The organism is Pseudomonas protegens, from assembly GCF_013407925.2.
Lineage (GTDB): Bacteria > Pseudomonadota > Gammaproteobacteria > Pseudomonadales > Pseudomonadaceae > Aquipseudomonas > Aquipseudomonas fluorescens_AP.
In genome coordinates, this window is the sequence record NZ_CP060201.1 from 5610727 (window position 1) to 5635258 (window position 24532).

Genomic DNA, 24532 nt, shown 5'->3' on the forward strand with positions numbered 1-24532 from the left:
CGCAGGCTGCGCACCAGGCCGCAGGACTCGCCGAGCGGGCAATCGCGCTGCAACGAGCGAGCGCGGTTGCCTTTCTTGCGGGTTCTGCGAACCCGTTCGCAGCCTGCGGCAGCGGCTACAAGGATGAGCGTGGGCCTGGAGCTGATAGACTGCGCAGCCTTTTCCCTGAACCCCCGCTGCCGATGTCCTTGCCCGAATCCTTCGACTGGTTACCCCACGCCCCGCTGCAACGGCTGGAGCTGGACTGGCTGACCCGGGCCGGGGTCGAGGTGGCGGTGCTGCGCCTGGACCTGATCGATCCGCTGATCAGCGGCAACAAATGGTTCAAGCTGACCCAGCACCTGGCGGCGGCACGTACCGCCGGTGCCCACGGCATCATCAGCCTCGGGGGCGCCCATTCCAATCATCTGCATGCCCTGGCCGCCGCTGGCCGGCGTTTTGCCTTTCCTACCGTGGGCCTGTTGCGTGGCCATCCCCAGGACACGCCGACGGTGCTCGACCTGCAGGCGTTCGGCATGCGCCTGCACTGGCTGGGCTACGCCGGTTATCGGGCACGCCATGAGGCGGGGTTCTGGGTGCCTTGGCAGGCCCAGTACCCGCAGATGTACCCGGTGCCTGAAGGCGGTGGTGGCCTGGCCGGTGCGGCGGGCTGCATGACCTTGCGCGATCAGGTGCAGCGACAGTTGCCGAGCCTGGGCTGGAATGACTATGACGCCTGGTGGCTGGCCGCCGGCACCGGCACCACCCTGGCCGGGCTGGTGCTGGCGGAGGCCGGGACGCACCCGGTGTATGGCGCGCTGGCGGTGCCCGAGGACCATGGGGTGGCGCAACAGGTCGAGGGCATTGTGCAGGCGGCTGGGCAGGGCCCTGGGGGTTATGAACTGCTGGACAGCAGCCGCGGCGGCTTTGCCAAGGTGGATGCCCCGCTGCGGGAATTCATTCGGTTGAGCGAGCTGTACAGTGGGTTGCCATTGGAGCCGCTGTACACCGGCAAGGCCCTGCTGGCCTTGCAGGAACAGGTGGTGGCCGGGCGTTTTGCTCCGGGTTGCCGCTTGATCTTCGTCCACACCGGCGGCTTGCAGGGCCGCCGCGCGCTGCTGGCTCAGGCCTGACCGCGCTGGCGCCACATGCGTTGCAGGGTGTTGTCGCGCATCACGTAGTGGTGATACAGCCCGGCCAGGGCATGCAGGCCGATCAGCCAGTAACCGAGGCTGCCCAGCAGTTCGTGCCAGCCCTGGAACTGCTTGGCCAGGGTCTTGTTCTCTTGCACCAGCAGCGGCAGGTCGAAACCGTAGAACATCACCTGATGGCCCTTGGCGCTGGTGGTCAGCCAGCCGAGGATCGGCATGGCGATCATGAACAGGTACAGCGCCCAGTGCATCAGGCTCGACAAGACTCGTTGCCACTGCGGCGGGGTGGGCAGGATCTTCGGCGCCACGCCCTGGGCGCGGGCGAACAGCCGCAGCCAGACCAGCGCAAACACGGTCAGGCCGAGCATGAAGTGGGCCTCGACAATCAGCGTGCGCCCGCCACTGCCCTTGGGAAAGATGCCGCGAAATTCGATACAGGCGTAAACCACCGCCAGCACCACCAGCATCAGCCAGTGCAAGGTGATGGTCATGGTGCTGTAGCGAGACTCAGTGTTTTTCCAGGGCATACGGGACATCCTCGGTCATCAGGTCTGAAGCCTCCGTTCTTGAATGACGGAGTGGTTTAACTGTAATCCGCTTTTCCCGGGTTTGCCTGAGCCGCTTGTGGCTTTTATCGCCCGTGCCAGAGCTTTGGCGCGGATATGACCGAAAAAAAACGGCGATGCCTCCTGGCAGCGCCGTCTTTGCCCCAGCCAGCGCCTGATCAATGGTTCTGGGGCATTTCCCCCCGGGCCAGGCGCTGGTTGATATCGCTGATGACGTCGGGCAGGTCGGCGATGGTGTCGATCAGGTAGTGCGGGCGCGAGGCCTCGAACAGCCGGTGGATGCGCTGGCGCTCGCTGGCCAGGGTGTCGCTGGCCAGGGCCCGGTAGGCGTCGTAGGTCAGGCCCAGGGCGTTGCCCGAGCAGATCAGGGCGACGGTCCACATGCCGGCGCGGCGACCTTCGAGAATGCCGGGTACGGTGTCGTCGATTTTCACGCAGGCACCGACGTCCTCGATCCCCAGGGCGATCACGTTGGCCAGGGCCTGGGCCGGCCAGGGCCGACCGTTGGGCACCTCGTCGGTGGCCACCACGTGGTCGGCGACGTAGCCGTTGGTCGCGGCCAGGGCCACCACCTTGTCCATCACCTGCTTGGGGTAACCGGAGCAGGAGCCGATCTTGATGCCCTGCTCGCGCAGCGCGGCGATCACCTCCAGGGCCCCGGGAATCAGCGCCGAGTGCTCGGCGATCTTCTCGATCTGCAACGGCATGAAGCGTTCGTAGATGGCGGTGACGTCGGCGTCGGTCGGGGTGCGGCCGAAGACCTGGCGGTAGCGTTCGGCCACCTGCGGCAGGTCGCACAAGGTGCGGATGTGGTCCCACTTGCCCATGCCCATGGGGCCGCGGGCCTCTTCGATGGACACCTGGACGTCGAACTCGGCGAAGGCTTCGACAAAGATCTGGGTCGGGGCGAAGGAGCCGAAGTCGACCACGGTGCCGGCCCAGTCGAGGATGGCGGCTTGCAGCTGGGTGGGGTTGCTGTAGTTCATGGTTCCAGTGCCTGTTGTAGGAGCGAGCGTGCTCGCGAAAAAAGGTTCGGGGATCGCGGCGCCTGATTCGCGAGCAAGCTCGCTCCTGCAGGGGCGCGGGGGAGTCAGAGGTCGAGGATTTCCATTTCCCGCAGTACTTCGCCGATGGCGGCCACCGCGGCCTGCATGCCGCGGCGGTCGACGTGGCCGATGCAGCCCACGCGGAAGGTGTCGACCTGGGTCAGCTTGCCCGGGTAGAGGATGAAACCCTTGGCCTTGACCCGTTCGTAGAAGTCCTTGAACTGGTAGCGCGGGTCTTGCGGCGCATGGAAGGTGACGATGATTGGCGCCTGAATCGCCTCCGGCAGGAAGCTCTGCAGGCCCAGCTCGCCCATGCCCTGCAGCAGCGCCCGGCAGTTGTCGGCGTAGCGCGCATGACGCGCCGGCAGGCCGCCTTCCTCGTTGTATTGCAGCAGGGCTTCGTGCAGCGCGGCCACCACGTGGGTCGGCGGGGTGAAGCGCCATTGGCCGGTCCTGGCCATGTAGCTGTGCTGGTCGTGCAGGTCCATGGCCAGGGAATGGGCATTGCCGGCGGCCTGGGCCAGGGCGTGTTTATCGGCCAGGACAAAGCCCATGCCGGGCACGCCTTCCAGGCATTTGCCGGAGGCGGCGATCAGCGCGTCGAAGGGAATTTCCCGGGCATCGATGGGCAGCGCGCCAAAGGAACTCATGGCGTCGATGATCAGGCGCTTGCCGTGGCCGGCCACCACCTGGGCGATCTCCGGCAGCGGGTTGAGGATGCCGGTGCTGGTTTCGCAGTGGATCAGGGCCACGTGGCTGATGGCGCGGTCGGCCTGGAGCAGGCGCCCGACGTCGGCGGCGGTGGTGGGCTGGTCTTCGGCGGTTTCGAAGGTGCTGAAATCCCGGCCGAGCACTTCGCAGATTTTCGCCAGGCGCTTGCCGTAGGCACCGTTGATCAGCACCAGGACCTTGCCGTCACGGGGCACCAGGGTGCCGATGGCCGCTTCCACGGCGAAGGTGCCGCTGCCTTGCAGGGGCACGCAGTGGTGGCTGTCGGCGCCGTTGACGATGGCCAGCAGTTGCCGGCACAGGCTGGCGGTCAGTTGGTTGAAACGCTCATCCCATGAACCCCAGTCCACCTGCATCGCCTGGCGGGTGCGGGCGGAGGTGGTCAGGGGACCGGGGGTGAGCAGGATGGGCTCGGCGACGCTCATGGGGTGTCCTCGAAAAGATGGGGTGACGCTACGGGGACTAAATTGCAGTTTGCCTTGTCATCAATCAAATTGTTTGTTGTTATGCCAGCCATCAGTGAGGCCGATAGCAATGAACCTGTTTCAACTCCGCGCATTCGACGCCGTGGCCCGTGAAGGCAGCTTCACCCGGGCCGCCGGGCGGCTGTTCATCAGCCAGCCGGCCGTCACCGGGCACATCAAGGCCCTGGAAGAGCATTACCAGATCACGCTGCTGCGGCGCACCGCGCGCCGGGTGGAATTGACCGAGGAGGGCACCAAGCTGGCGGCCATCACCCGGGCCATGTTTGGCCTGGCGCAAGAGGCCCAGGCCCTGCTCGAAGCCAACCGGCAACTGCTGACCGGGCGCCTGGAAGTGGCGGCCGACGGCCCGCATCTGGTGATGCCGATGCTGGCCAGCCTGCGGGCGCAGTATCCGGGGGTGACGGTCAACCTGCGCCTGGGCAACGCCCAGGAAACCCTGGCCGCGCTGCTGTCCGAACATGCCGACGTGGCGGTGCTGACCGAGGTCGAGCCGCGCAAGGGCCTGCATTTGCAGAGCCTGGCGCAATCGCGGATGTGTGCCCTGGTGCCCCAGGGACATCCCTGGCTGGAGCTGCCCGAAGGCATCGCCATCGAACAATTGGATCAGGTGATCATGGTGCTGCGTGAGCCCAGCTCCATTACCCGGCGCACCTTCGACGAGGCCTGCGGGCTGGCCAAAGTCCAACCCCGGGTGCTGCTGGAGCTGGACAGCCGCGAAGCGGTGACCGAGGCGGTGGCGGCACAATTGGGGGTGGGCGTGGTCAGCTCGGTGGAAGTCGGCCACGACCCGCGGGTGCGAACCGTGCCGATTCGCGGCGCGGGCCTGGTCAACCGGCACATGCTTGGCTGCATCGAGCGGCGTCGCGAGTTGCGCCTGATCCAGGCATTTTTCGCCCTGGCCCCCGCCTGACCCGTCCCCCGCGGGTTGGCGCTGGCTGGCCAGCGCAGAGGTCCGAGAGATGGCCGCCGCCGGCAAGGCCGACTCGGGCCAAGGCCGTCAGAGCGGCGGCCGGATACTGACTTTTTGGTCGATCAGGGCCTTGAGGACGTATAAACTTGCCCATCGCGTCGGCCAAATCCAACTCGACGCCATAGATCAAGAGAGTGAGTAATGGGCGCACAGTGGAAGGTTAAACACAAAGAAGCGGCAGCCAACGCCAAGGGCAAGATTTTCGGCAAGCTGGTGAAAGAGATCACCATCGCCGCACGTAACGGCGCTGACGTCGCCACCAACGCCCACCTGCGGCTGGTGGTGGAACAGGCGAAAAAGGCTTCGATGCCGCGTGAGACCCTTGAGCGTGCCATCAAGAAAGGCTCGGGTCAGCTGGGCGAAACAGTGCAGTACCACCGCGTGACCTACGAAGGTTTTGCCCCGCACCAGGTGCCGCTGATCGTTGAATGCGTGACCGACAACATCAACCGCACCGTGGCGGAAATCCGCGTGGCGTTCCGCAAGGGCCAGCTGGGCGCTTCCGGCTCGGTGTCCTGGGACTTCAACCACGTGGGCATGATCGAAGCTTCGCCGGACAGCCCGGACGCCGATCCGGAACTGGCCGCCATCGAAGCCGGTGCCCAGGATTTCGAACCAGGCGAAGAAGGCGCGACCCTGTTCCTGACCGAGCCTGCGGACCTGGATGCGGTACAGAAAGCCTTGCCCGAACACGGTTTCACCGTGTTGTCGGCCAAGCTCGGCTACCAGCCGAAGAACCCGGTGAGCGGCCTGAGCGATGAGCAGATGGCTGAAGTCGAAGCCTTCCTCGAAGGCCTGGACAACCATGACGACGTGCAGGACATGTTCGTCGGCCTGGCGGGTTAAAACCGCGATTCGCCGGCCAGCCAGCACCTGCATACCCCTGTAGGAGCCGGCTGGCCGGCGAAGCTGTTTTAAAGCCCCGCCAATTCCTCGCAGACCTGGGCAAAATCCGGTCGCGCCAGCACCTCAGGTTGACAGCAGCGCTGCACCAGCGCCGCCAGTTTCTGCCGCTGTTCCAGGCTCAGCGAGCCATCCCCACGCTCCAGCAGTTCCTCCAGCAAGATGCCGAAGGCGCGTACTTCCAGGCGTTGCAGCGCGCGGCTTTGCAGGCTGTCGTCCTGGGCATGGAAGGATGCCGCGCCAAAATCCCCCAGCAGGCAGTCGCCCTGGGCATTCCACAAAGTGTTGTGGCCATAGAGGTCGCCATGGGTGATGCCCTGGGCGTGCAGGTGCGCGCCCACCGAGGCAATGCCCCGGGCGATGCCCAGGGTCACCTCGGCGTTGAAGCGGGCGTTGTCCGGGTAGATGTCCCGGGAGCAGGAGTCCAGGCTTGGCAGCGCGGCGAGGTTGGCAAAGTCGGTGTCGATCAGTTGCATCACCAGGCCGTTCTGCTCCTGGGGATGATCGAGGACTCGACCTTCGACACGGATCAGGTTCGGGTGCAGCCCGGCGCTGATACAGGCGTTCATTTCATGCAGCGGCGAGCCGTCGCTGGTCATCTCGCCCTTGTACAGCTTGACCGCCACCGCGCGCGGCGGTTGCCCGGCGGGTTGCCACTGGGCCTGGTGAATCACTCCCGAGGCGCCTTCGCCCAGGCGCTGCTCCAGGGTCAGTTCGCTCCAGGGAATGCTTGGCGTGGAAGCCAGCGCCGTGGCGTCGGCTTCCGATTCCAGCGGGTTGCCGGCATAGGCCAGCCAGGTCAGGCGCGGCAGGGCCAGGAGGAACGGCGGCAGTTCGCTCAGTTGGTTGGCGGCGATCCGCAGCAGCTCCAGGCGATGGCACTGGCTCAGGCTCTCGGGCAGCCGGGTCAGGCGGTTGCCCGAGAGCATGAGCTTTTGCAGCAGCGGGCGCTGGCCCAGCTCTTGCGGCAATTCACTGATGCAGTTGTCGGTGAGGATCAGCCAGCGCAATTGCGGCGGCAGCGCGGCGGCCGGCACCCGTTCGATACGGTTGGCCTTGAAGCCGATCATGCTCAGCTGCGCACATTGGCCGAGGCAGGCCGGTACTTCTCTGAACTGGTTGTCCGAGCAGAACAGAATGCGCAGGCGGGTCAGGCGATGCAGGTCATCGGGCAGGCTGTCCAGGGCATTGCCGCTGAGGTTGAGGATCTCCAGGGAATCGGCCAGATCGAAGATCTCCCGGGGGAACTCGGTCAGTCCACAGGACAGGTCCAGGCGCTTGATTCCGGCCAGCTGGCCGGCCCGCAGTTGAGCAAGGGTATCCATGAACAGCGTCGACACTCGAATGAAGAACAAGGGCGGGGAGGATAAAGCAGATCGGCCGGTTTTGCTGCCTGGGCGGCGGATTGCCTTTGCGCAACTGCAGAAAATCGGTGCCGAGCACCGACAGCCTCAAGAGTTGGGGTAGCCCGCTTCAGCGTGCAAGGGTGATGCTTCATACCTTCGAACAAGCCCTGCGCGGATTTTCTGTACTTCGCTCAATTGCCCGCCAGCCCAGCTCGCCGTCACTGTGAGTGCTCGATAAACATCGGCAGGATCAACGATGCAACGATCTCTCTGGCTACAAGAACTGGCGGATGAGCTCAGTCCAGCGCCTGCGCTGGAAGGCCACTGCAATGTGGATATCGCCATCATTGGTGGAGGCTTTGTCGGGTTATGGACAGCCTTGCACATTCGCCAACTGGCTCCCGAAAAAACCGTAGCCATCCTTGAGCAGGACATCTGCGGCGCAGGTGCCTCAGGACGCAATGGTGGCTTTGTCATGTCATGGTGGCCCAAGATCAGTTCGCTGACTGCGCTGTGCGGCGCAGCAGAGGCACTGAAGCTGGCTCGAGCTTCCGCGCAGGCCATCGAAGAAATTGAAATCTTCTGCGAGCAACATGCCATTGATGCGCACTTCGTGCGGTCAGGCTGGCTATGGACGGCCACAACCGAGGCGCAACGTGGCGCCTGGCAAAGCGTGCAGCACACCTGTGCAACATTGGGCGAGGACGTGTTCCGCAGCCTGAGCAACGCCGAAATTGCTCGCCGCTGTGGTTCCCCCATGCACCTGGAAGGTGTATTTGAGGCGGGCAATGCCACGGTGCATCCGGCTCGCCTGGTACGCGGCCTGCGCCGGGTGGCCCTGGAACAGGGGGTGCGCATTTTCGAAAACAGTCGGGTTCGGCAAATGGAACGCGGCCAACCCACGCGCCTGCACACTGACCACGGCCAGCTTCGTGCTCAACGCGTAGTCCTGGCCACCAATGCCTGGTCTGCCGAGTTGCCGCAACTGCGCCGCAGTGTGTTGCCGGTCAGCAGCACCATCATCGCCACTGCGCCGATCCCCGAGCGCTTGCGGGCCATCGGCTGGACTGGCGGCGAAGCCATTACCGACTCCCAGCAGATGGTCGACTATTACCGCACCACCCAGGACGGGCGAATCATCTTCGGCAAGGGCACCGGCCTGATGTCGTTTGCCAGCCGGGTCGGCACTCGCTATGACCAGTTGCCACAGTTGCATGCCGAGGTCGAAGAGGACTTTCGGCGCCTCTACCCGCAGCTGGCCGACGTGGCTATCGAACATCGCTGGTCGGGCCCCATCGACAGGACCTATGACAGCTTGCCCGTGTTCGGCCGTCTGCAGGATGCGCCGCAGATCATCTACGGCGTGGGCTGGAGCGGCAATGGGGTCGGACCCAGCCATCTGGGGGGACAGATTCTCGCCAGCCTGGCTCTGGACCTGAACAACCAATGGAGCCGCTGCGGCCTGGTCAATCGCTCCTTGCGCCGGTTCCCGCCAGAGCCCTTGCGCTACTGCGGCGGCCTGCTAGTGCGCGATGCGGTCAAGCGCAAGGAGCGCGCGCAGGCATTGGGTCGTGCGCCATCCTGGCTGGCCCATTCGCTGAGCAAGCTGGCCCCCGCCGGCCTTGAAGACAAAAAACCCTGAATCAAAGGAGCCGTCATGAGCGCCCCGATTATCTTCAGCAACACTTCAGGCCTGGCGTTGGGAATGCCGGTCGACGTCAAACAACCCATCGGTGAGTTGGTGGCCAGGACTCGCATAAGCATGGCGGATGCTGGCGCGTCGTTACTGACCGGGGTCTGGGAATGTTCGCCTGGACGCTGGCGCCGCCAGGTACTGGAGCGCGAGTTCAGTCACTTCATCGTCGGATACGGCTTCTTTGTACCCGACCACGGCCCGGCGATAGAGATTCACGCTGGCGATGCGGTATTTTTTCCCGCGAACTGCCAAGGCGAATGGGATATCCGCGAAACCGTCAGAAAGAGCTTCGTGATCATTCCTTGAAGGTAGCGATACGCTCGTGCACCCCGGCGACCTCGGCGCTGCGCAGGGCAAACCAGAGAATCGCCACGTCTTCGGTGTGATCCAGGGAACGCCCGGTAATTTCTTCGATGCGCCGAATGCGATAGACCAGCGTCTGCTTGTGCACATGCAACACCTTGGCGGCGATCAGCCACGAGCGATTCTGCTGCAGGAATACCTGCAAGGTCCGCAGCAATTGCGTGCCTTGCAGTTGGTCATACTCCAGCAGACTGCCCAGTACCCGCTGAAACGTCTGTTGCGCACCCTCCAGGCTCTGTGCCAGCCATGGAGCCATCGTCTCGGTCTGCTCATAGCACGCCAGGGGCTGCTCGGCGCTGGCATGCGCCAGGGCCAAACGCGCCTCTCGCAACGCCTCAAGGCCGCGTTCGGCATGCCCCAGTGGATTACTCAGGCCCAGGCACCTGTGCAGGCGCGCCTGAACGGTCCGGGGGCTGTGCTCCCCCCACAACAGCAGTATCAGCTCGTCACCCTGCACGCGCATCAGCACCTTGGCCTCGGTCCGTGACAACTGGTCGTCCAGCTCGGCCAGTTCCCGACCATCGTTGTGCATCACCGCAACGCGCAGATGTTCCGGCGACGCGCCAAACGCTCGCAGACGCTCGGTCAGTTGACGATCCGACAAGCGTTGCTGGAACAAATCATCGAGCAGTTCCGAGGTCAGGCGCAGATGCCGTTCCCGCTCGACCTGCAGTCGCTCCAGCTCGATGCCCAAAACCGCCGCCATGTGATGCAGCAAACCATAGTCCGGCAGGTTCTCGCCCTGCGCCACCAGGACACAAGGACGGCGACTGGGCATCAACATCAGCAGGACATCGTCGTCACCTGCGCGCCAGCGTTGCACCACAGGCACATTGCCCGAAGGCTTCAAGCGCTGCTGCAACGCTGAGCGTTGTGCGGCAATGACTTCTGGAAGCCCAGCCAGATAGGGCTCCAGGGTGTGCGGATCGAGCAGCCTGAGGCTGGCTTTGACGTCTTTTTCCAGGCGGCTCAAGAGCGCTTCGAGCCCCAAGCCCTGAATGCCCATGCGCGCACTCTCGTAGAGCCGAGTGATGGCCTGCCGACGCTCGACTTCTTCCTGTTGAGTGGCCTCGACAATGGCCCGGGTCACCGAGGAAAACGGCACGCCGTACTCGGTCATCAGCAATGCGAAGCCCAGGGCATCGGCGGCGTCCCGCAGGCCTTGCAGATCCTCCGGCGCCTGCATGCTTTCGCCAATCATCAGCCCCGAGAGTCCGGCCGCCTGCAAGCGATGCACATAACGCCACTGTTCCTGCGGCCCTGCGGGGATGCCCATTCCGGTGCTCATCAACAGCTCCCCGGGCCCCAGCCATTGCGCCGGCTCGTCCAACTCGCAGACGTGCGCCCAGCGAACCGGTCGGTCAACCCCCCGAGCCCCTCCGATGAGGCGCGTGCGCAATGCTGGAATCTGAATGATGTCGCTGACGGTCAATGACATGGCGTGTTCGATCAGGCCCGGGACTTGAAGGGCCACAGCATGCCACCCCGACACCCACCAGCAAAGCCCGCTCATACGAACGTACCAAGGCCAATCGCGGAATCCTAACTTGGTACGATTGCCGACTCGGCAGGCGACACTAAAACTCGTCCAGGTAGCAGCAGATCCTTTTTTGGACCTAGGCCTCAATCATCTGGAGACGCAAATAATGAATAAGAAACCGACTCTGCCATTGATGCTGCTGGCGTTGTCCCTCGCGACCACTTCGGCCCTGGCCGACCTCACGGTGGTGTCCCACGGAGGCGCGAACAAGGACGCCCAGGTTGCAGCCTTCTACAAGCCCTATCAGGCTCAGCACGGCACGCGCATCATCGCTGGCGAGTTCAACGGCGAACTGGCCAAGATCAAAGTCATGGTGGACACCGGCAGTGTCTCCTGGGACGTCGTTGAAATGGAGCTGCCCGAGCTGGCTCGCGCCTGTGACGATGGCTTGCTGGAAGAATTCAGCGTCGACCCGAACCTGGCGAAAGACCTGCTTCCCGGTGCGCTGCAAAACTGCGGCGCGGGCTTCTTCGTCTGGTCTACGGTGCTGGCCTACAACGCCGACAAGCTCACCAGCGCCCCGACCAGTTGGAAAGATTTCTGGGACGTGCAGAAGTTTCCCGGCAAACGCGGCCTGCGCAAGGGCCCGATGTACACCCTGGAATTTGCGCTCCTGGCCGATGGCGTAGCCCCAGAGGAGGTCTACAAGGTGCTGGCCACCGAGGCGGGACAGGATCGTGCATTCCGCAAACTCGATGAAATCAAGTCCAGCATTCAATGGTGGGAAGCCGGAGCCCAACCTCCTCAGTACCTGGCCTCTGGCGACGTGGTCATGAGCTCCGCCTATAGCGGCCGGATCAGCGCAGTACAGGGGCAGAGCAACCTGCGCATCGTCTGGAATGGCGGCCTGTATGACATGGACGCCTGGGCCATACCCCGTGGTGCGAAGAACCGTGAGCAAAGTCTCAAGTTCATCAACTTCACCCTTGAAGCCGAGCAACAAAAAAATTACGCGCAGCACATTGCCTATGCACCGGTAAACCAGCGCGCCAATACCTTGCTCAGCGAGCAACGGCTCAGCGTACTGCCTGATCTGAAACAGCAGGTGGCAATGGACCCGACCTTTTGGGCCGACCATGGCGAGCAACTGCACCAGCGCTTCAATGCCTGGGCCGCCAAATAGCGCGCTTTATCGTTCAGGCAGGAACGGCACACCGTTCCTGCCAGACGCCAAACGCCGATCACCGGGCCGACCCGTGACCCTGGAGAACTTGCTTCTATGGAGCGCACGGCATTTAAAGGCCAGCGTGCATGGCTCTGGCCAGCCTGCGCAATGCGGCGGGATGCCTGAGGTTTCGGGCTTCGCCTGGAATCCACTCTAGGCTCTGGTGTTCAAAGGTCTTTTTGACCGCCTCGGTGGCCATCCTGCCCAAGGGGGTGCTTGAGTCAAAGTCGCTTTCCAGGGTGGCAATCAGATAGGCGCCCTTGGCGCTCCACTGGTTGAAGCGCATCACGTGCCGGTCATCCACAATCAGCGCGCCCTCTTTCTTGTCGTGCGAGAAGTAAAAGGCCAGGCTGTGGCCCGCTTCGATCCGACCTTTGAGGTGCTTGAGCAAGGTTGCAAGGCGGACGCCGCGCACCAGGTTGAAGCCACTGCTAACCCGTTGCTGGCCGAAGAAGTAGCACTTGAAAATCACTTCCAGCGTTCGCGGGTGGTAATCCGTCGAGTGGCTCTTTTCGTAGAAGTGAAAGTCCGTGGGCTCGCCGATCAACTCGTAGCCCTTTGCCGCGAATTCTGCGGGGCAGAACGCCAGCAGGCCAAACCGGCACGGATGTTCGAGCGTCAAGTTGCCCAGATGCAGGTCAAGCAGCTGGAAAAAAGTCAGCGGCAACCTGTGCATGCCGGTGTGCGCTGGCTCAGTCATGGGCTGGCTCGGGACCGATCTCCCGCAGTTGCCCAAGGCGGCTGCGGGTGCGCGCCAGGTCAATGGCGTGGCCGCCCAGGCTGTCGCGCAATGGGCGCTGGCCGATCAGTAGCAGGCGCTTGTCCTGGTCGTAGAGCACGTCGATCAGGTTGATGAAGCGCTGCTGGGCGGCGATCGAGCATTCTCCCAGTTCGGGCAGTTCGTCGATGATCCAGGTGTCGAACTGGCGGCTCAGTTCCAGGTAGTCCATGACGGCCGTGGGTTGTTCGCACAGGTCGTTGAATTCAAAACGGATGCTGCGCTGCTGGATCTGGCGCACGGTCAGTTGCCGGGTCCCCACGCTCAGCGGCTGCGCCGGGGCATGGCGCTGCGGCAGTGCCAGGGCCTGGCGCTGGGCCGGGGTGCCGGGCCACACATAGCATCCCTGGGTGAAGACCTGCTGCTCATGGGTCCTGGCCTGGCTGCGGTAGTCGTGGGGGCCGCCCACTTCCATGACCTGCATGCGCTGCTTGATCAGCTCGATCACCGGCTTGAACCGGGCGTGGTACAGCGGATTGGGCAGCAGGCCTTCGGGAGCGTAGTTGGAGGTCACCAGCAGGGTGATGCCGCGTTTGAACAAGGCCTTGAACAGCCGGGTGATGAGCATGGCATCGCCGATGTCGTGGACATGGAACTCATCGAAGCACAGCACCCGGCACTCGTTGAGCAATTGGTCCAGGGTGGTTTCCAGGGCGTCGGCCTGTTGCCGGTGGCGGAACATGCCCTGGTGCAACTGGGCGAAGAAGTCATGGAAGTGCAGGCGCTGTTTTTCCGCGAGGGGCAGGGCGCGGAAGAACCCGTCCAGCAGCCAGCTCTTGCCTCGGCCGACGGCGCCGTACAGGTACAGGCTCTGGGCCTTGCCGGGTGAGTGGGCCAGGTCTTCGGCCTGTTGGGCCATGCAGTCGATCACCCGCAACTGGCTGTGGCTCAGGGTGTAGCCCAACTCCTGGGCTCGGTGGCGAAAGTAGTCGCGGATGACCGCACCGGCAGCACTCGGGCGGTGCGCGGGCCTGGCGAACAGGCGACGCCAGGTGGAGCGAGTCGGTGCAGGTTTTGGCGGTAGAGCGGCCAAGAGCGGTTACCTCGATGATTCGGGCCGCTCACCTTAAAAGCGGCGCGACAATTTAACCAATAGGAAACCTGTCGACCAGTGATCTCTAAAGGGCATGGCTCGGATGCGAGGGGCGGGTGGGCCGGAATCTGGCCAATTAATACGCAAACTGGCGGTTTCCCCGCTGCTTGCTAACCTGATTGCAGCAAATGCTTCTCACAAGGATTGAGGCCTTGAATGGATACCAGGGGATGGCAGTCATGAGCGCGTTGCTCTGCGCGACGGCAGGAGCCGCGGATCTGCAGGTGCAGGTCCGGGTCGATGTGTTGCGTGGTTGCCAGTTGCAGGGGCAACAGCGCGAAGCCGGCATCGAGCAGCTCGGCACCCTGGATTTCGGCAGCAGCGCGCGCTTGGATGATGCCGCGGGGCCTTTGACCGCCGCGCTGCCCAGTGGCCGCCGGCCGCGTCTGGAGTGCAATCCCGATACGCCCTATCAACTGCGCGTCGATGGCGGCCTGCATGGCGGTGTCGGCGACGTGCGCTACCTGGCGAGCAACCGCGCGCCGGGCAAACCCATTCCTTATCGCCTGTACCAGGACCCGGCCCGGCGCATACCGTTGCCGGTGAATGTCCCGGTCAGCGGACGCGTACCGGATTCCGGCAGCGTGGATCTGCCCCTTTACGGGCGCATCGAGCCCCTGGCCGAGATTCCCCGGGCCGGGGGCTATTCCGATCTATTGAAGGTGACCCTGAGCTGGTGAAGTCGGGGGCATGACAGCTGCCGCGGGGGATCCCGGGCAGAACAGGGAAAGCCGTCGACGATGGACGGCTCAGGCGGGAGTCCTGATGGAAGCGGGATGGCAGCAATGAATGGCAGGAGCTGGACGATCATCGCCTTGGGTTCGCTGTGCCTGCTGGCCGATGACACCCAGGCGGTAATCAGCGGACAGATTCAGGCGCGCCTGGTGATCCTGGCCAGTTGTCAGGTCAGCAGTGCGGGCAGCGATCCCGCCGCAGGTCCTGTCAGCGACCTGGGCCTGCTCGATTTCGGCCGACAAGGTCCGACCTGGGTCAACCCGATCAAGGCCAGCCTTGCCGACAGCGCCGAAGGCCGCTTGCAGGTGGCCTGCAACCCTTCGGTCACCGGGTTCACCGTGACCATCAATGGCGGCCTCAACGGTGACGGCACGACCCGGCGCCTGAGCAACGGGCGCCAGACCATTCCCTATCGATTGTTCGTCGATGCATCCGGTAGCGACAGCTACAGCATCGGCCAGCAGCGCAATTTCGCAGTGAGCAGCGGCAGGCGGATTCCCATTCCGGTGTTCGGCTCGGTGGTCGCGAATACCCGCGCGGTTCCGGCAGGGGTCTACACCGACACCCTGACCATCACGCTGGATTGGTAACTCATGAGAGGACGCACATCATGCACGCGCTTGTATCCAGAATCGGCTGGCCCTTGCTGGGGCTGGTCATGGCCTCAACGGTCAACGCCGCCACCACGGTCACCGGGCAGATCAGCTCGACCCTGATCCTCACCAGCAGCTGTCAGGTCAACGGCGTCGGCGGCAGCACCGGCCTGAACTTCGGCGCCTTGAACTTCGGCACCACCAACAGCCTGTTTACCACCGCCACCGGCCAGGTGCTGGGAGGCGGAGGCGGAGCGCTGTCGATTCTCTGCTCCAGCGGCACCACCCCCAGCCTGACCATCCAGGGCGGCAGCAACGACGGCAAGTCCACCGGTGGCACCCGGGCGCTGTACGACGGCGTGGCCAACTACGTGCCCTACGACTTGTACACCGACTCCGGGCATTCGCAGATCGTGGCGATCAACGGGGTGATCAACCTGGCACCGAGCACCGGGGTGGCGCAGACCGTGAATCTCTATGGCCAGGCCGTGGGCAAGGCCGGGCTGCCGGCCGGCACCTACACCGATACGGTGTCCGTGCAACTGACCTTCTGATGCGATGGTCCGCCCCGGATGTGCGCTGCTGGCCCTGATCTGTGCCAGTGCCTGGCCGGCGTGGATCAGTGCCGCCACCAGCCAGAGCTTCCAGGTCAGCGCCACCATCACCGCCGGTTGCCTGGTGGTGGGCGGCGTCAGCAACTACGGCAGCCTGGCGTTCGGCAGCCAGTCGGCGCTGTCCACCAGCACGGTCCGGGTGGCACTGAGCGGCGGCGTGCAGTTGCAGTGCACCCCGGGAGTGACCCTTAACATGACGGTGGACGGCGGCCAGTACAACAGCAGCGGGCGGCACATGCAGATCAACAGCGGCAGTGCCCGGGTCGCCTATCAGTTGTTTCGCGATGCGGGATACAGCCAGAGCCTGGGGATCGGCCAGAGCGTGGCCGTGGCTTACAGCGATGCCAATAACATCAGCCTGCCGATCTACGGACAGGTGCAGTTGCCGGGCAATCAGCCTGGGGGGACGTACAGCGACGTGCTGCAGGTGCAGCTGTCGTGGTGAAGGGGCGAATCGACCATCAGCCGGCAGGCGGACAAGGAGTAGCAGTATGCATTTACTTTTGCGGGGCCTGCGGGCCACCCGTTACCTGATATTGGCCGGGCTGTTGTCCGGTGTGCCCGCGGTACAGGCCGCCAGCTCGGTGCTGATCTGGCCGATCGACCCGGTGCTGGAGGCCGACCAGCAGGCCAGCGCCTTGTGGCTGGAAAACCGTGGCACCGAGACGGCCAACCTGCAGATCCGGGTGTTTGCCTGGAGCCAGAGCGGCTTTGCCGATCAGTACCAGAACCAGCGCGAGGTCATCTGCAGCCCGCCGGTGGCGAAGATCGAACCCGGGCAGAAGCAACTGGTGCGCCTGACCCGCACCCGCGATGTGCCGCCGGGGCAGGAGCTGGCGTACCGGATCATCATCGACGAGATCCCTTCGGCCCAACCCATCACCCCGCAGGACGGTGCCAAGAGCGCGGCGGCGATTCGCTTCCAGATGCGCTACTCGGTGCCGCTGTTCGCCTATGGCGCCGGACTCTGGAGCAAGGAGGACACCACCCGCCAGCGCGATCCCAAGGGCGCCGGCGTACCCGACCTGAGCTGGCGCAAGGTGGCGGTGGACGGCAAGACGTTCCTCGAAATGCGCAATCAGGGCGCGGTGCATGCGCGCCTGACCGATGTCGGGTTCAAACAGGGCGCGCAGACCCGGCCGCTGGCGCCGGGCTTGCTGGGGTATGTCCTGCCCGGCGCGGTGATGCGCTGGCCGCTGACCGAGCCCCTGGCGGCTGACTCGACCCTGCAACTGCGGGTCAACGGTGCGCCGCAGTTGCAGAGTTTGGCGCCTGCGCATTGAAGCACTGGCGTCGCGCGGCCGTCGGCAAGAGGGCAATCGGGGAGCGGTACGGACGGATGTGAGCACGATGGCGCATTCGCCTTGGGATGGAGATGCCCATAGATGGACTTGAACCCGCCATGAGCCCGGTTCCGGCTCGTCGTTTCCGGCGCTTGCAAGGGCTTTTTGCCGGCTTGTGGGGCGTGATGCTGGGCTGGCCCGTCCAGGCCGGCGAGCTACCGCCGCCGCCCAGCAGCCTGGAGTCGATGGCCGACGCGCAATTGTTTCTGGAGTTGGTGATCAATCAGATGAACACGGGCAAGGTGGTGGCGGTAGAGCAGCGCGCCGGACGACTGTTCATGCCGCTGCAGACGCTGCAGGACGCCGGGATCAAGCTGCCGCAGGGGCTGGGCGGCGAGGTGGATCTGCAGAGCCTGCCGGACCTGCACAGCGATTACGACAGCCAGGGCCAGCGCCTGCTGCTGGATGTGCCGCCGGACTGGTTGCCGGAGCAGTTCATCGGCAGTCGCCAGGCCTATCCGCGAACCCCGGCGCTGAGCAGTTTCGGCGCGCTGCTCAACTATGACCTGTACCTCAATGACACCGATGACGGCGGCACTTACCTGGCGGCCTGGAACGAAGTGCGGCTGTTCGACACCTGGGGCACCCTGTCCAATACCGGCCAGTACCGGCGCACCTTGTCCGGGGTTGAAAGTGCTTCGCTGAACAATGGCTATGGGCGCTACGACACCACCTGGCGTTTTTCCGATGAGGAGCGCCTGCTGACCTATGAGGCGGGTGACGTGGTGAGCAGCGCCTTGCCCTGGAGCAGTTCGGTGCGCCTGGGCGGGGTCCAGCTGTCACGGGACTTCGCCGTGCGTCCGGACCTGGTGACCTATCCCTTGCCGCAGTTTGCCGGGGAAGCGGCGGTGCCATCCTCCCTGGACCTGTTCATCAACGGCTACAAGGCCAGCAGCAGCGAGTTGCAGCCCGGTCCCTATACCCTGACCAACATTCCCTTCATCAACGGTGCGGGAGAGGCGGTGGTGGTGACCACCGATGCCCTGGGGCGCCAGGTGTCGACCACGGTGCCGTTCTATGTCACCAGCACCTTGCTGCAGAAGGGCCTGACGGATTTCTCGGTGGCCGCGGGCAACCTGCGTCGTGACTACAGCTTGCGTGATTTCGGCTATGGCCCGGGCGTCGCATCCGGCAGCCTGCGCCATGGCCTGAGCGACAGCCTGACCCTGGAGGCCCACGCCGAAGCCGCGGATTCCCTGACGCTGGGCGGATTGGGCGGCAACCTGGGCCTGGGGCACTTCGGCGTGCTCAATACCGCGCTCAGCCAGAGCCGCTTCGATGGCAGCGGCGGCCAGCAGTTGAGCTTCGGCTACCAGTACAACAACCAGCGCTTCAGCCTCGCGTACCAGCGCATGCAGCGTCGTGACCAGTACGCCGACCTGAGTCTGCTCGACAGTCCCTACACCCGTCTCAGCCAGCGCAGCGAGCAACTGACCCTGAGCCTCAATCTGGAGCGTTACGGCAGCCTGGGGGCCGGTTATTTCGATGTGCGGGCCGCCGATTCGAGCCGCACCCGCTTGCTGAACCTGACCTGGAGCAAGCCGTTGTGGCACAACAGCAGCTTCTACCTGTCGGCCAACCGGGAGATCGGCAACAGCCAGTGGGCCCTGCAGGCGCAACTGGTGATTCCCTTCGATCTGCACGGCAGCCTGAGCCTGAGCAACGAGCGCAGCAAGACTGGGGAAAACCGCCAGCGGGTCAATTTCAGTCGTTCGGTGCCGCTTGAGGGGGGTGTCGGATACAACCTGGGGTATGCCACCGGCGCCGGTGCCGACTATCGCCAGGCGGATGCCACCTGGCGCCTGCAATCGGTGCGTCTGCAGGCCGGGGTCTACGGCACCCGCGAAGCCGAGACTCGCTGGGCCGATGCCAGTGGTTCGCTGGTGTGGATGGACCGCCAGTTGTTCGCCGCCAACCAGATCGACGACGCCTTCGTGGTGGTCAGCACCGGCGGCTACCCGGACATACCGGTGCGCTATGAAAACCAGTTGGTGGGCAAGACCGACAACAGTGGGCACCTGCTGGTGCCCTGGAGCAGCGCCTACTACCGGGGCAAGTACGAGATCGATCCGCTGAACCTGCCGGCCAACGTGCAGAGTCCGAATGTCGAGCAGCGGGTGGCGGTACGCCGGGGCAGCGGCTATCTGCTGGAGTTTCCCCTGGCCCGGGTGATCGCCGCCAGCGTGGTGCTGGTGGATGCCCAGCAACGGGAGTTGCCTCTGGGGAGCAGTGTGACCCACCAGCCGAGCGGCACCCGGGCGGTGGTCGGCTGGGATGGGCTGGTGTACCTGGAGAACCTGGCGCAACACAACAGCCTGGAAGTCGGCCTGGCCGATGGCCAGCGCTGTCATGCGCAGTTCGATATGGACCTGCAACAGCAGCAGGTGCCGCTGATCGGCCCGCTGGTCTGTCAGTAGCGGCAGGATCAAGACGCAAGGGAGGGCGAGGCGTGGGCAGATTCAAGGGCTGGCGACAGGCAGTGGCGGGACTCTTGGCCAGCATGCTGGCGCTGTCGGCCCAGGCGCTGTGCACCACGGTCAGTACCGCGCCGGCGGGGTTCGGCACGCTCAGCTCGATCCTGGTGCGAACCACTTCGCAGCCGGCCTCCACCACCAATGCCGGCCTGAGTTGCACCGGCTCGTTGCTGAGCCTGTTGACCAGCAGCGACCACTTCTACGCCACCATCACTTCCGCCACCAGCGGCATGGTCGGCCCCACCGGCGACGTCATCGGCTACACCCTGTACGCCAACAACAGCACCAGCTACCCGATCACTCGGGGGGTGCAGTTCGACTTCGCCCGCAACTCGATCATCGATGTGCTTGGTTTGCTGGGCAGCCCCACCGTGGCCAAGACCGTGCCGATCTACATGGGGACCATCACCGGCAGCAACGTGGCGGCCGGGGTCTATACCGAGAACCTGAGCATCTTCTGGAGCTGGAACTACTGCGCCGGGATCGGCGCACTGGGCGCCTGCCTGGGGCGTGATATCGGCAGCGGCACCCAGGCCCTGACAGTCAACATGACGGTGTCCAACGATTGCGTGATCACCGCGCCCAACATCAGTTTCGGCAGTGCGCCGGTGGTCAGCGCCTTTGCCACGGTGACCGGGCAGACCATCAACCTGGCCTGCACCAAGGGCAGCGCCTACACCGTGGGTTTGAGCGATGGCCAGCAGCCGGTGAGCACGGGCGGTCGGCGACGGATGGTTTCCAGCGGCAATTACCTGGCCTATGACATCTTCAAAAGTGCCGGCAACACTCGCTGGGGCAGTGTCGGCAGTGCCCGGCGCTCCAGCACAGATGCCGAGGTCAACCCGGGCAACGGCCTGGGCACCGGCAGCCAGATCTTCAACTACAACGCCCGGATCTATACCGACCAGAACACTCCGCCGGCCGGCACCTATGTCGACAACGTGGTGCTGGATGTGGGGTTCTAGGAACCACCGCGCCATTGATATCGCCGTCGTCCGCCCGAGGTGCTTTGGCTCAGTCATGCCCTGGCTGGCGGTTCCCTGGCGCCGCGCTGCTGCAACGCATGGTGCGGGGTCGGGGTTGAAACACTTTCGGGCGAGCCTCTTAGGGACGCGCTGAACTGGCGCAGTGCGCAGTGACCGGGTGTTTTCCGGGGTTCAGGCTCCACAGCCAATAGGCCAGTGCCACGCCGTTGATGGCGGCGCCCAGCAGGCACACCCCGGTCCAGCCGGCCCAGGCGTAGGTGGCGGTGGCGGCGATGGAGCCGCCGGCGCTGCCGGCCGAGTAGAACAGCATGTAACCGGCCGCCAGACGACTCTGGGCTTGCGGGCGCACGCTGTAGATCAGGCTCTGGCTGGTGACGTGGACCGCCTGCAGGCCCAGGTCGAAGGTGATCACCCCGACGAGCAGGGCCCACAAGGAGGATTGGGTAAAGGCCAGGGGCAACCAGGACAGCAGCATCAGCGTCAGGGCCAGGCCACTGGTCCACTGCGCCAGCCCGCGATCCGCTAGGTGTCCGGCCCGTGCCGCGCCCAGGGCGCCCGCGGCGCCGGCCAGGCCGAACAGACCGATCTCGGTGTGTGACAGCGACAGCGGCGGGGCGCTCAGGGGCAGCACCAGCGGGGTCCATAACACAGTGCCGGCGGCGAAAATCAGCATGGCCAGGACAGCCCGGTCGCGCAGGATCTTTTCCTCCTTGAACAAGAGCAGCAGGGAGCCGAGCAGTTGCCCGTAGCGTTGCACCGCTGGCGGCTGTTCAGCGGTCGGCAGCACCTTCCACAGGGCCAGGGCCACCAGCAGGGTCAGCCCGGCCGACAGCAGGTACACCGAGCGCCAGCCCGCCAGATCGGCCATGGTGCCGGCCACGGTGCGGGCCAGGAGGATGCCCACGACGATGCCGCTGGTGACCATGCCCACCACCCGTCCGCGTTGAGCGACCGGCGTCAGGTGGGCGGCGTAGGCCACCAGCACCTGGGTCACCACCGCCAGCAGGCCGGTGCAGGCCATGCCCAGTAACAGCCAGGCGCTGTTGGGGGCCAGGGCCACGGTCAACAGGGCCAGGACCGACAGCAGGGTCTGGCTGACGATCAAGCGTCGGCGATTGAGCAGGTCGCCCAGGGGCACCAGCAACAGCAGGCCGAGGCCGTAACCCACCTGGGTCAGGGTGATGACGATGCCCACCGTGGCCGGCGCCAGGTCGAAGGCCTGGGCCATGGCGTCCAGCAGCGGTTGTGCGTAGTACACGTTGCCCACCGCCAGCCCGCAGGCTACGGCGAACAACAGCACCACCTTGGCTGACAGTGGCGAGGGGGTTGAGGATTCTGATGACATGGCGGACTCCGTATCTGGTTTTGTTATGAAACCAGTTGTACGGTAGTGATCGCGGTTTTATATTGCAACCACTTTTCCGCTGCCTGTCTGGAGAATCCTCGACATGGTCAAACGCACGAGCCTGCAAGATGCCGAGTGCCCGGTGGCCCGCTCCTTGGACGCCATTGGCGACTGGTGGTCGTTACTGATCGTGCGCGATGCCTTTGACGGCATCCGCCGCTTTGGCGAGTTCCAGCGCAACCTGGGCATGGCCAAGAACATCCTCGCCGCGCGCCTGCGCACCTTGGTGGAACATGGGGTGCTGGCGGTTGTGCCCGCCTCCGATGGCAGTGCCTATCAGGAGTACGTCCTGACGCAGAAGGGCAAGGGGTTGTTTCCTCTGATCATCGGTTTGCGCCAATGGGGCGAGGCGTTTTTCTACGCGGAGGGCGAGGCGCATTCGCGAATGGTCGACCGGGAAACCGGGCAACCGCTGCCGGCACTGGAACTGCGGACAGCGGATGGGCGCTTGCTGGGGCCGGACGATTGCCTGCGGGTGCCGGCGTCGTGAGTACATGACGACTGCGGGAGCGCTTCCCGCAGTCGTCGGCATGGCTTAGCGCAGGCTGTCCACCAGATCGGCGAGGGTACTCAGCACATCCTTGCCCAATTGCATGGAGCGCTTGCCGGACCAGCCGGTCACCGGGTTGGGGGCATCGTCGTGATCCTTGAAGGGCATCTCCAGGGTCAATGCCAGGCAATCGTATTTTTCCCCGACGGCGTTGCAGGCCAGGGTCATGTTGGCCTCTCCGGGGTTGTCCCGGGCGTAACCGTGGGTGGTCTGGAAATCCCGGGTCTGGCGCTTCAGGTGGCTGCGGAAATGCTCTTCGAGCGCCGCCAGTCGTGGCGTGTAGCCCGGGTTGCCTTCGCAGCCGGCGGTGAATACGTAGGGAATCTCTTCATCGCCGTGTACATCGAGGAACAGGTCGACGCCGTACTTTTCCATCTGCTGCTGGACGAACAGCACTTCGGGGCTGAGCTCCTGGCTGGCGTTCTGCCAGGCGCGATTCAGGTCCTGGCCCTTGGCGTTGGTCCGCAGGTGGCCATGGAACGCGCCATCCGGGTTCATGTTCGGCACCAGATACAGATCGGCCTTGGCCAGCAGTGCATTGAGTTCCGGGTCATCCCGCTGCTGCAGGCGCTCGATCACGCCTTCCATGAACCACTCGGCCATGTGCTCGCCGGGATGCTGCTGGGCGATGATCCACAGCTTGCGTCGGCCTTGCTCGCCGCTGCCCTTGCGCAGCAGCTGGATGTCCCGGCCTTCGACGCTTTTGCCCACGGCCAGCAATTGGGCGCCGGCCTTGCTCAAGGCCTGGTCGATCAGCCAGTCGTGGCGTCCGCGGCTGTAGGGCTCGAAGTAGGCGAACCAGGCGTGAGTCTGGGTGGCTTCCAGATTGAAGCGCAGGGCGTCGCCTTCGAAGATCGTCGGTACGCGAAACCAGTTCACATGGTCATAGGAAGCGACGGCCTGGTAGCCGGTCCAGGCCTTGTTGTAGGAGGACTGGCTGGCATTGGTCAGACGGAACCAGTGTTCCTGGCCGACATGCAGGCCGCTGACCTTGAAGTGAAACCATTGGAAATGCGGACTCTGGGTATCCGGGCGGATGGCCAGCAGGGCCTGCAGTGGATTGCTGATGTCCAGCACCTTGATGTTGCCACTGTCGAAGTCGGCAGTGATTTGAAACGAAGCGTGATTGCCCACGGTCATGTTCGGCTCCTGTACAGGATTGTTATGACCGTCACTCTACACACTGGAGAGGGTAATAGAAGGGGGGCGTCGTCCTTGACGCCAAAGCAGCTTAGTGGCTATGCGATTGATTCTCAAGCGCTACTTTTTTCTTGACCCGGAGCATGGCGCCAGGTGCTGACTTGCAAAACGACATTCTTTTGCTATCATCGCCGCCATTATTTTTAGCAGCACCCACGTCTTCATTAGCCTGAAGCCAAGCCAGAAAAACTGGCAAAAAAAAGACCCGGCAAAAAGCCGGGTCAAAAACCGTGATTAGCCTGATGAGGAGATAATCCAGAGGTCCGACCTAAGGTCCTTTGGGTTATCGACCGATCTCGCGATCAGCTGAGTGCAATAATAATCATTATCATTTGCAAGTCAAATGATTTTCCTCGCGTTCCGGTAAATAATCCTCCCTTTTTATCTTGCCCACTTGTCCACCCTCCTGTCGGGAGGGGATCAGGCACCCTAGCTGGACTCACCACGCTGGCATTCCAGGCACTTGTCCACCAGGGCCTTGGCCAGGTCGATCATGTGCACCACCGAAAACGCCAGGTCACGGTTGGCTCCCCGCAGATTGTTGGCGGCGTCATAGGCGGTGGCTGCCGCGCAGCGCAATAGATCGGATGCATGGATCATGGCTTCCTCGCTGCTCAGGCTGCGTCTGATCTCGAAAAACTTTTCCTCCTTGCTGGGCTCGGTAATGGCGGGTTTCAAGTAGTAGTCCATTGCTCGCCGTGCCGCATCGCTGTCCTTGAGCGCGTTCAATGTGGCCTCTGTATCGAATTGCGGCACGTCCTTGCTGCTTGTGTTCATGAAGTGTTCTGCCCTGATGGTGATAAGGAAAGAGGGGTAGGAACG

Annotated in this window: 24 protein-coding genes; 14 read left to right on the forward strand and 10 right to left on the reverse strand. The window is 64.0% G+C overall.

Features of this window, described 5'->3' with window-relative positions; translation table 11 throughout:
* Positions 1 to 182: 182 nt before the first annotated feature.
* The gene (locus GGI48_RS26000) at positions 183 to 1112 is read left to right on the forward strand and encodes a 1-aminocyclopropane-1-carboxylate deaminase/D-cysteine desulfhydrase (RefSeq protein WP_179600701.1); all 930 of its coding nucleotides are present in this window, start codon (positions 183 to 185) and stop codon (positions 1110 to 1112) included.
* Here the strand turns inward: GGI48_RS26000 and GGI48_RS26005 are convergent.
* From GGI48_RS26005 to GGI48_RS26015, 3 genes are all read right to left on the reverse strand, one after another.
* Positions 1103 to 1657, reverse strand: coding sequence for a cytochrome b (locus GGI48_RS26005; protein WP_179600703.1), 555 nt, complete (start codon positions 1655 to 1657; stop codon positions 1103 to 1105). The genes GGI48_RS26000 and GGI48_RS26005 overlap by 10 nt on opposite strands.
* 197 nt (positions 1658 to 1854) lie before the next feature.
* On the reverse strand, positions 1855 to 2682 hold the full coding sequence (phnX, locus tag GGI48_RS26010; protein ID WP_016968479.1) for a phosphonoacetaldehyde hydrolase: 828 nt from the start codon (positions 2680 to 2682) through the stop codon (positions 1855 to 1857).
* A gap of 104 nt (positions 2683 to 2786) precedes the next feature.
* A complete protein-coding gene (locus GGI48_RS26015) occupies positions 2787 to 3896 on the reverse strand; it encodes a 2-aminoethylphosphonate--pyruvate transaminase (protein ID WP_179600705.1) in 1110 nt (369 codons plus the stop codon).
* 109 nt (positions 3897 to 4005) lie between these two features.
* Here GGI48_RS26015 and GGI48_RS26020 point away from each other — a divergent pair, with 109 nt between their 5' ends.
* On the forward strand, positions 4006 to 4866 hold the full coding sequence (locus GGI48_RS26020; RefSeq protein ID WP_047305344.1) for a LysR substrate-binding domain-containing protein: 861 nt from the start codon (positions 4006 to 4008) through the stop codon (positions 4864 to 4866).
* A 201-nt stretch (positions 4867 to 5067) separates the two neighbouring features.
* Positions 5068 to 5772 (forward strand): YebC/PmpR family DNA-binding transcriptional regulator, encoded by a 705-nt coding sequence (locus tag GGI48_RS26025; protein WP_016968482.1) that lies wholly within the window; start codon positions 5068 to 5070, stop codon positions 5770 to 5772.
* 68 nt (positions 5773 to 5840) lie between these two features.
* Here GGI48_RS26025 and GGI48_RS26030 read toward each other — a convergent pair whose 3' ends face one another.
* Positions 5841 to 7154 (reverse strand): leucine-rich repeat-containing protein kinase family protein, encoded by a 1314-nt coding sequence (locus GGI48_RS26030; RefSeq protein ID WP_179600707.1) that lies wholly within the window; start codon positions 7152 to 7154, stop codon positions 5841 to 5843.
* Between the two features lie 277 nt (positions 7155 to 7431).
* On the opposite strand from GGI48_RS26030, the gene GGI48_RS26035 reads away from it, so the two are divergent.
* Together GGI48_RS26035 and GGI48_RS26040 are read left to right on the forward strand one after the other, a co-directional pair.
* Positions 7432 to 8817 (forward strand): FAD-binding oxidoreductase, encoded by a 1386-nt coding sequence (locus GGI48_RS26035; protein WP_179600709.1) that lies wholly within the window; start codon positions 7432 to 7434, stop codon positions 8815 to 8817.
* 15 nt (positions 8818 to 8832) lie between these two features.
* Complete coding sequence (locus GGI48_RS26040; protein WP_047305341.1) at positions 8833 to 9177, forward strand: cupin domain-containing protein; 345 nt, start codon at positions 8833 to 8835, stop codon at positions 9175 to 9177.
* On the opposite strand, the gene GGI48_RS26045 is transcribed toward GGI48_RS26040, so the two are convergent.
* Positions 9167 to 10672 (reverse strand): PucR family transcriptional regulator, encoded by a 1506-nt coding sequence (locus GGI48_RS26045; RefSeq protein WP_179600711.1) that lies wholly within the window; start codon positions 10670 to 10672, stop codon positions 9167 to 9169. The two genes, GGI48_RS26040 and GGI48_RS26045, sit on opposite strands and share 11 nt — an antisense overlap.
* 208 nt (positions 10673 to 10880) lie before the next feature.
* Between GGI48_RS26045 and GGI48_RS26050 the strand changes: the two genes are divergently transcribed.
* The gene (locus GGI48_RS26050; RefSeq protein ID WP_179600714.1) at positions 10881 to 11897 is read left to right on the forward strand and encodes an ABC transporter substrate-binding protein; all 1017 of its coding nucleotides are present in this window, start codon (positions 10881 to 10883) and stop codon (positions 11895 to 11897) included.
* 112 nt (positions 11898 to 12009) lie between these two features.
* On the opposite strand, the gene GGI48_RS26055 is transcribed toward GGI48_RS26050, so the two are convergent.
* Both GGI48_RS26055 and zapE read right to left on the reverse strand, forming a co-directional pair.
* Positions 12010 to 12639 (reverse strand): hypothetical protein, encoded by a 630-nt coding sequence (locus GGI48_RS26055; RefSeq protein WP_179600716.1) that lies wholly within the window; start codon positions 12637 to 12639, stop codon positions 12010 to 12012.
* Positions 12632 to 13750 carry a cell division protein ZapE gene (gene zapE / locus GGI48_RS26060; RefSeq protein ID WP_179600718.1) on the reverse strand — a complete coding sequence of 373 codons (1119 nt, stop codon included), beginning with the start codon at positions 13748 to 13750 and terminating at the stop codon, positions 12632 to 12634. The genes GGI48_RS26055 and zapE overlap by 8 nt, the downstream gene beginning before the upstream one ends.
* A 239-nt stretch (positions 13751 to 13989) precedes the next feature.
* On the opposite strand from zapE, the gene GGI48_RS26065 reads away from it, so the two are divergent.
* From GGI48_RS26065 to GGI48_RS26095, 7 genes are all read left to right on the forward strand, one after another.
* Positions 13990 to 14490, forward strand: a complete 501-nt coding sequence (locus GGI48_RS26065) for a spore coat U domain-containing protein (protein WP_016963519.1) — start codon at positions 13990 to 13992, stop codon at positions 14488 to 14490.
* Positions 14491 to 14595: 105 nt separating this feature from the next.
* Entirely contained in the window at positions 14596 to 15135 is a 540-nt protein-coding gene (locus GGI48_RS26070; protein ID WP_179600720.1) for a spore coat U domain-containing protein, read from the forward strand.
* A gap of 20 nt (positions 15136 to 15155) precedes the next feature.
* Positions 15156 to 15692: a spore coat U domain-containing protein gene (locus tag GGI48_RS26075; protein ID WP_016963521.1), complete on the forward strand. Its 537-nt coding sequence runs from the start codon at positions 15156 to 15158 to the stop codon at positions 15690 to 15692.
* A gap of 4 nt (positions 15693 to 15696) precedes the next feature.
* Positions 15697 to 16197 (forward strand): spore coat U domain-containing protein, encoded by a 501-nt coding sequence (locus tag GGI48_RS26080; protein ID WP_103741639.1) that lies wholly within the window; start codon positions 15697 to 15699, stop codon positions 16195 to 16197.
* A 46-nt stretch (positions 16198 to 16243) separates the two neighbouring features.
* Positions 16244 to 17035 (forward strand): molecular chaperone, encoded by a 792-nt coding sequence (locus GGI48_RS26085; RefSeq protein WP_179600722.1) that lies wholly within the window; start codon positions 16244 to 16246, stop codon positions 17033 to 17035.
* Between the two features lie 119 nt (positions 17036 to 17154).
* Positions 17155 to 19512: a fimbria/pilus outer membrane usher protein gene (locus GGI48_RS26090; RefSeq protein WP_179600724.1), complete on the forward strand. Its 2358-nt coding sequence runs from the start codon at positions 17155 to 17157 to the stop codon at positions 19510 to 19512.
* A gap of 83 nt (positions 19513 to 19595) precedes the next feature.
* Positions 19596 to 20534 carry a spore coat U domain-containing protein gene (locus GGI48_RS26095; protein ID WP_179602132.1) on the forward strand — a complete coding sequence of 313 codons (939 nt, stop codon included), beginning with the start codon at positions 19596 to 19598 and terminating at the stop codon, positions 20532 to 20534.
* 139 nt (positions 20535 to 20673) lie between these two features.
* Here GGI48_RS26095 and GGI48_RS26100 read toward each other — a convergent pair whose 3' ends face one another.
* A complete protein-coding gene (locus GGI48_RS26100) occupies positions 20674 to 21900 on the reverse strand; it encodes an MFS transporter (RefSeq protein WP_179600726.1) in 1227 nt (408 codons plus the stop codon).
* Positions 21901 to 22003: 103 nt separating this feature from the next.
* On the opposite strand from GGI48_RS26100, the gene GGI48_RS26105 reads away from it, so the two are divergent.
* Positions 22004 to 22450: a winged helix-turn-helix transcriptional regulator gene (locus GGI48_RS26105; protein ID WP_016965750.1), complete on the forward strand. Its 447-nt coding sequence runs from the start codon at positions 22004 to 22006 to the stop codon at positions 22448 to 22450.
* Between the two features lie 45 nt (positions 22451 to 22495).
* On the opposite strand, the gene GGI48_RS26110 is transcribed toward GGI48_RS26105, so the two are convergent.
* Entirely contained in the window at positions 22496 to 23650 is a 1155-nt protein-coding gene (locus tag GGI48_RS26110; protein WP_016965749.1) for a M14-type cytosolic carboxypeptidase, read from the reverse strand.
* 489 nt (positions 23651 to 24139) lie between these two features.
* Positions 24140 to 24487 carry a DUF6124 family protein gene (locus GGI48_RS26115; protein WP_047305334.1) on the reverse strand — a complete coding sequence of 116 codons (348 nt, stop codon included), beginning with the start codon at positions 24485 to 24487 and terminating at the stop codon, positions 24140 to 24142.
* Between the last annotated feature and the right edge of the window lie 45 nt (positions 24488 to 24532).

Coding starts and splice junctions, on each gene's coding strand:
- GGI48_RS26000 (WP_179600701.1), top strand. CDS start 183: ATGTCCTTGCCCGAATCCTTCGACTGGTTACCCCACGCCCCGCTGCAA.
- GGI48_RS26005 (WP_179600703.1), bottom strand. CDS start 1,657: ATGCCCTGGAAAAACACTGAGTCTCGCTACAGCACCATGACCATCACC.
- phnX (WP_016968479.1), bottom strand. CDS start 2,682: ATGAACTACAGCAACCCCACCCAGCTGCAAGCCGCCATCCTCGACTGG.
- GGI48_RS26015 (WP_179600705.1), bottom strand. CDS start 3,896: ATGAGCGTCGCCGAGCCCATCCTGCTCACCCCCGGTCCCCTGACCACC.
- GGI48_RS26020 (WP_047305344.1), top strand. CDS start 4,006: ATGAACCTGTTTCAACTCCGCGCATTCGACGCCGTGGCCCGTGAAGGC.
- GGI48_RS26025 (WP_016968482.1), top strand. CDS start 5,068: ATGGGCGCACAGTGGAAGGTTAAACACAAAGAAGCGGCAGCCAACGCC.
- GGI48_RS26030 (WP_179600707.1), bottom strand. CDS start 7,154: ATGGATACCCTTGCTCAACTGCGGGCCGGCCAGCTGGCCGGAATCAAG.
- GGI48_RS26035 (WP_179600709.1), top strand. CDS start 7,432: ATGCAACGATCTCTCTGGCTACAAGAACTGGCGGATGAGCTCAGTCCA.
- GGI48_RS26040 (WP_047305341.1), top strand. CDS start 8,833: ATGAGCGCCCCGATTATCTTCAGCAACACTTCAGGCCTGGCGTTGGGA.
- GGI48_RS26045 (WP_179600711.1), bottom strand. CDS start 10,672: ATGTCATTGACCGTCAGCGACATCATTCAGATTCCAGCATTGCGCACG.
- GGI48_RS26050 (WP_179600714.1), top strand. CDS start 10,881: ATGAATAAGAAACCGACTCTGCCATTGATGCTGCTGGCGTTGTCCCTC.
- GGI48_RS26055 (WP_179600716.1), bottom strand. CDS start 12,639: ATGACTGAGCCAGCGCACACCGGCATGCACAGGTTGCCGCTGACTTTT.
- GGI48_RS26065 (WP_016963519.1), top strand. CDS start 13,990: ATGAGCGCGTTGCTCTGCGCGACGGCAGGAGCCGCGGATCTGCAGGTG.
- GGI48_RS26070 (WP_179600720.1), top strand. CDS start 14,596: ATGAATGGCAGGAGCTGGACGATCATCGCCTTGGGTTCGCTGTGCCTG.
- GGI48_RS26075 (WP_016963521.1), top strand. CDS start 15,156: ATGCACGCGCTTGTATCCAGAATCGGCTGGCCCTTGCTGGGGCTGGTC.
- GGI48_RS26080 (WP_103741639.1), top strand. CDS start 15,697: ATGGTCCGCCCCGGATGTGCGCTGCTGGCCCTGATCTGTGCCAGTGCC.
- GGI48_RS26085 (WP_179600722.1), top strand. CDS start 16,244: ATGCATTTACTTTTGCGGGGCCTGCGGGCCACCCGTTACCTGATATTG.
- GGI48_RS26090 (WP_179600724.1), top strand. CDS start 17,155: ATGAGCCCGGTTCCGGCTCGTCGTTTCCGGCGCTTGCAAGGGCTTTTT.
- GGI48_RS26095 (WP_179602132.1), top strand. CDS start 19,596: ATGCTGGCGCTGTCGGCCCAGGCGCTGTGCACCACGGTCAGTACCGCG.
- GGI48_RS26100 (WP_179600726.1), bottom strand. CDS start 21,900: ATGTCATCAGAATCCTCAACCCCCTCGCCACTGTCAGCCAAGGTGGTG.
- GGI48_RS26105 (WP_016965750.1), top strand. CDS start 22,004: ATGGTCAAACGCACGAGCCTGCAAGATGCCGAGTGCCCGGTGGCCCGC.
- GGI48_RS26110 (WP_016965749.1), bottom strand. CDS start 23,650: ATGACCGTGGGCAATCACGCTTCGTTTCAAATCACTGCCGACTTCGAC.
- GGI48_RS26115 (WP_047305334.1), bottom strand. CDS start 24,487: ATGAACACAAGCAGCAAGGACGTGCCGCAATTCGATACAGAGGCCACA.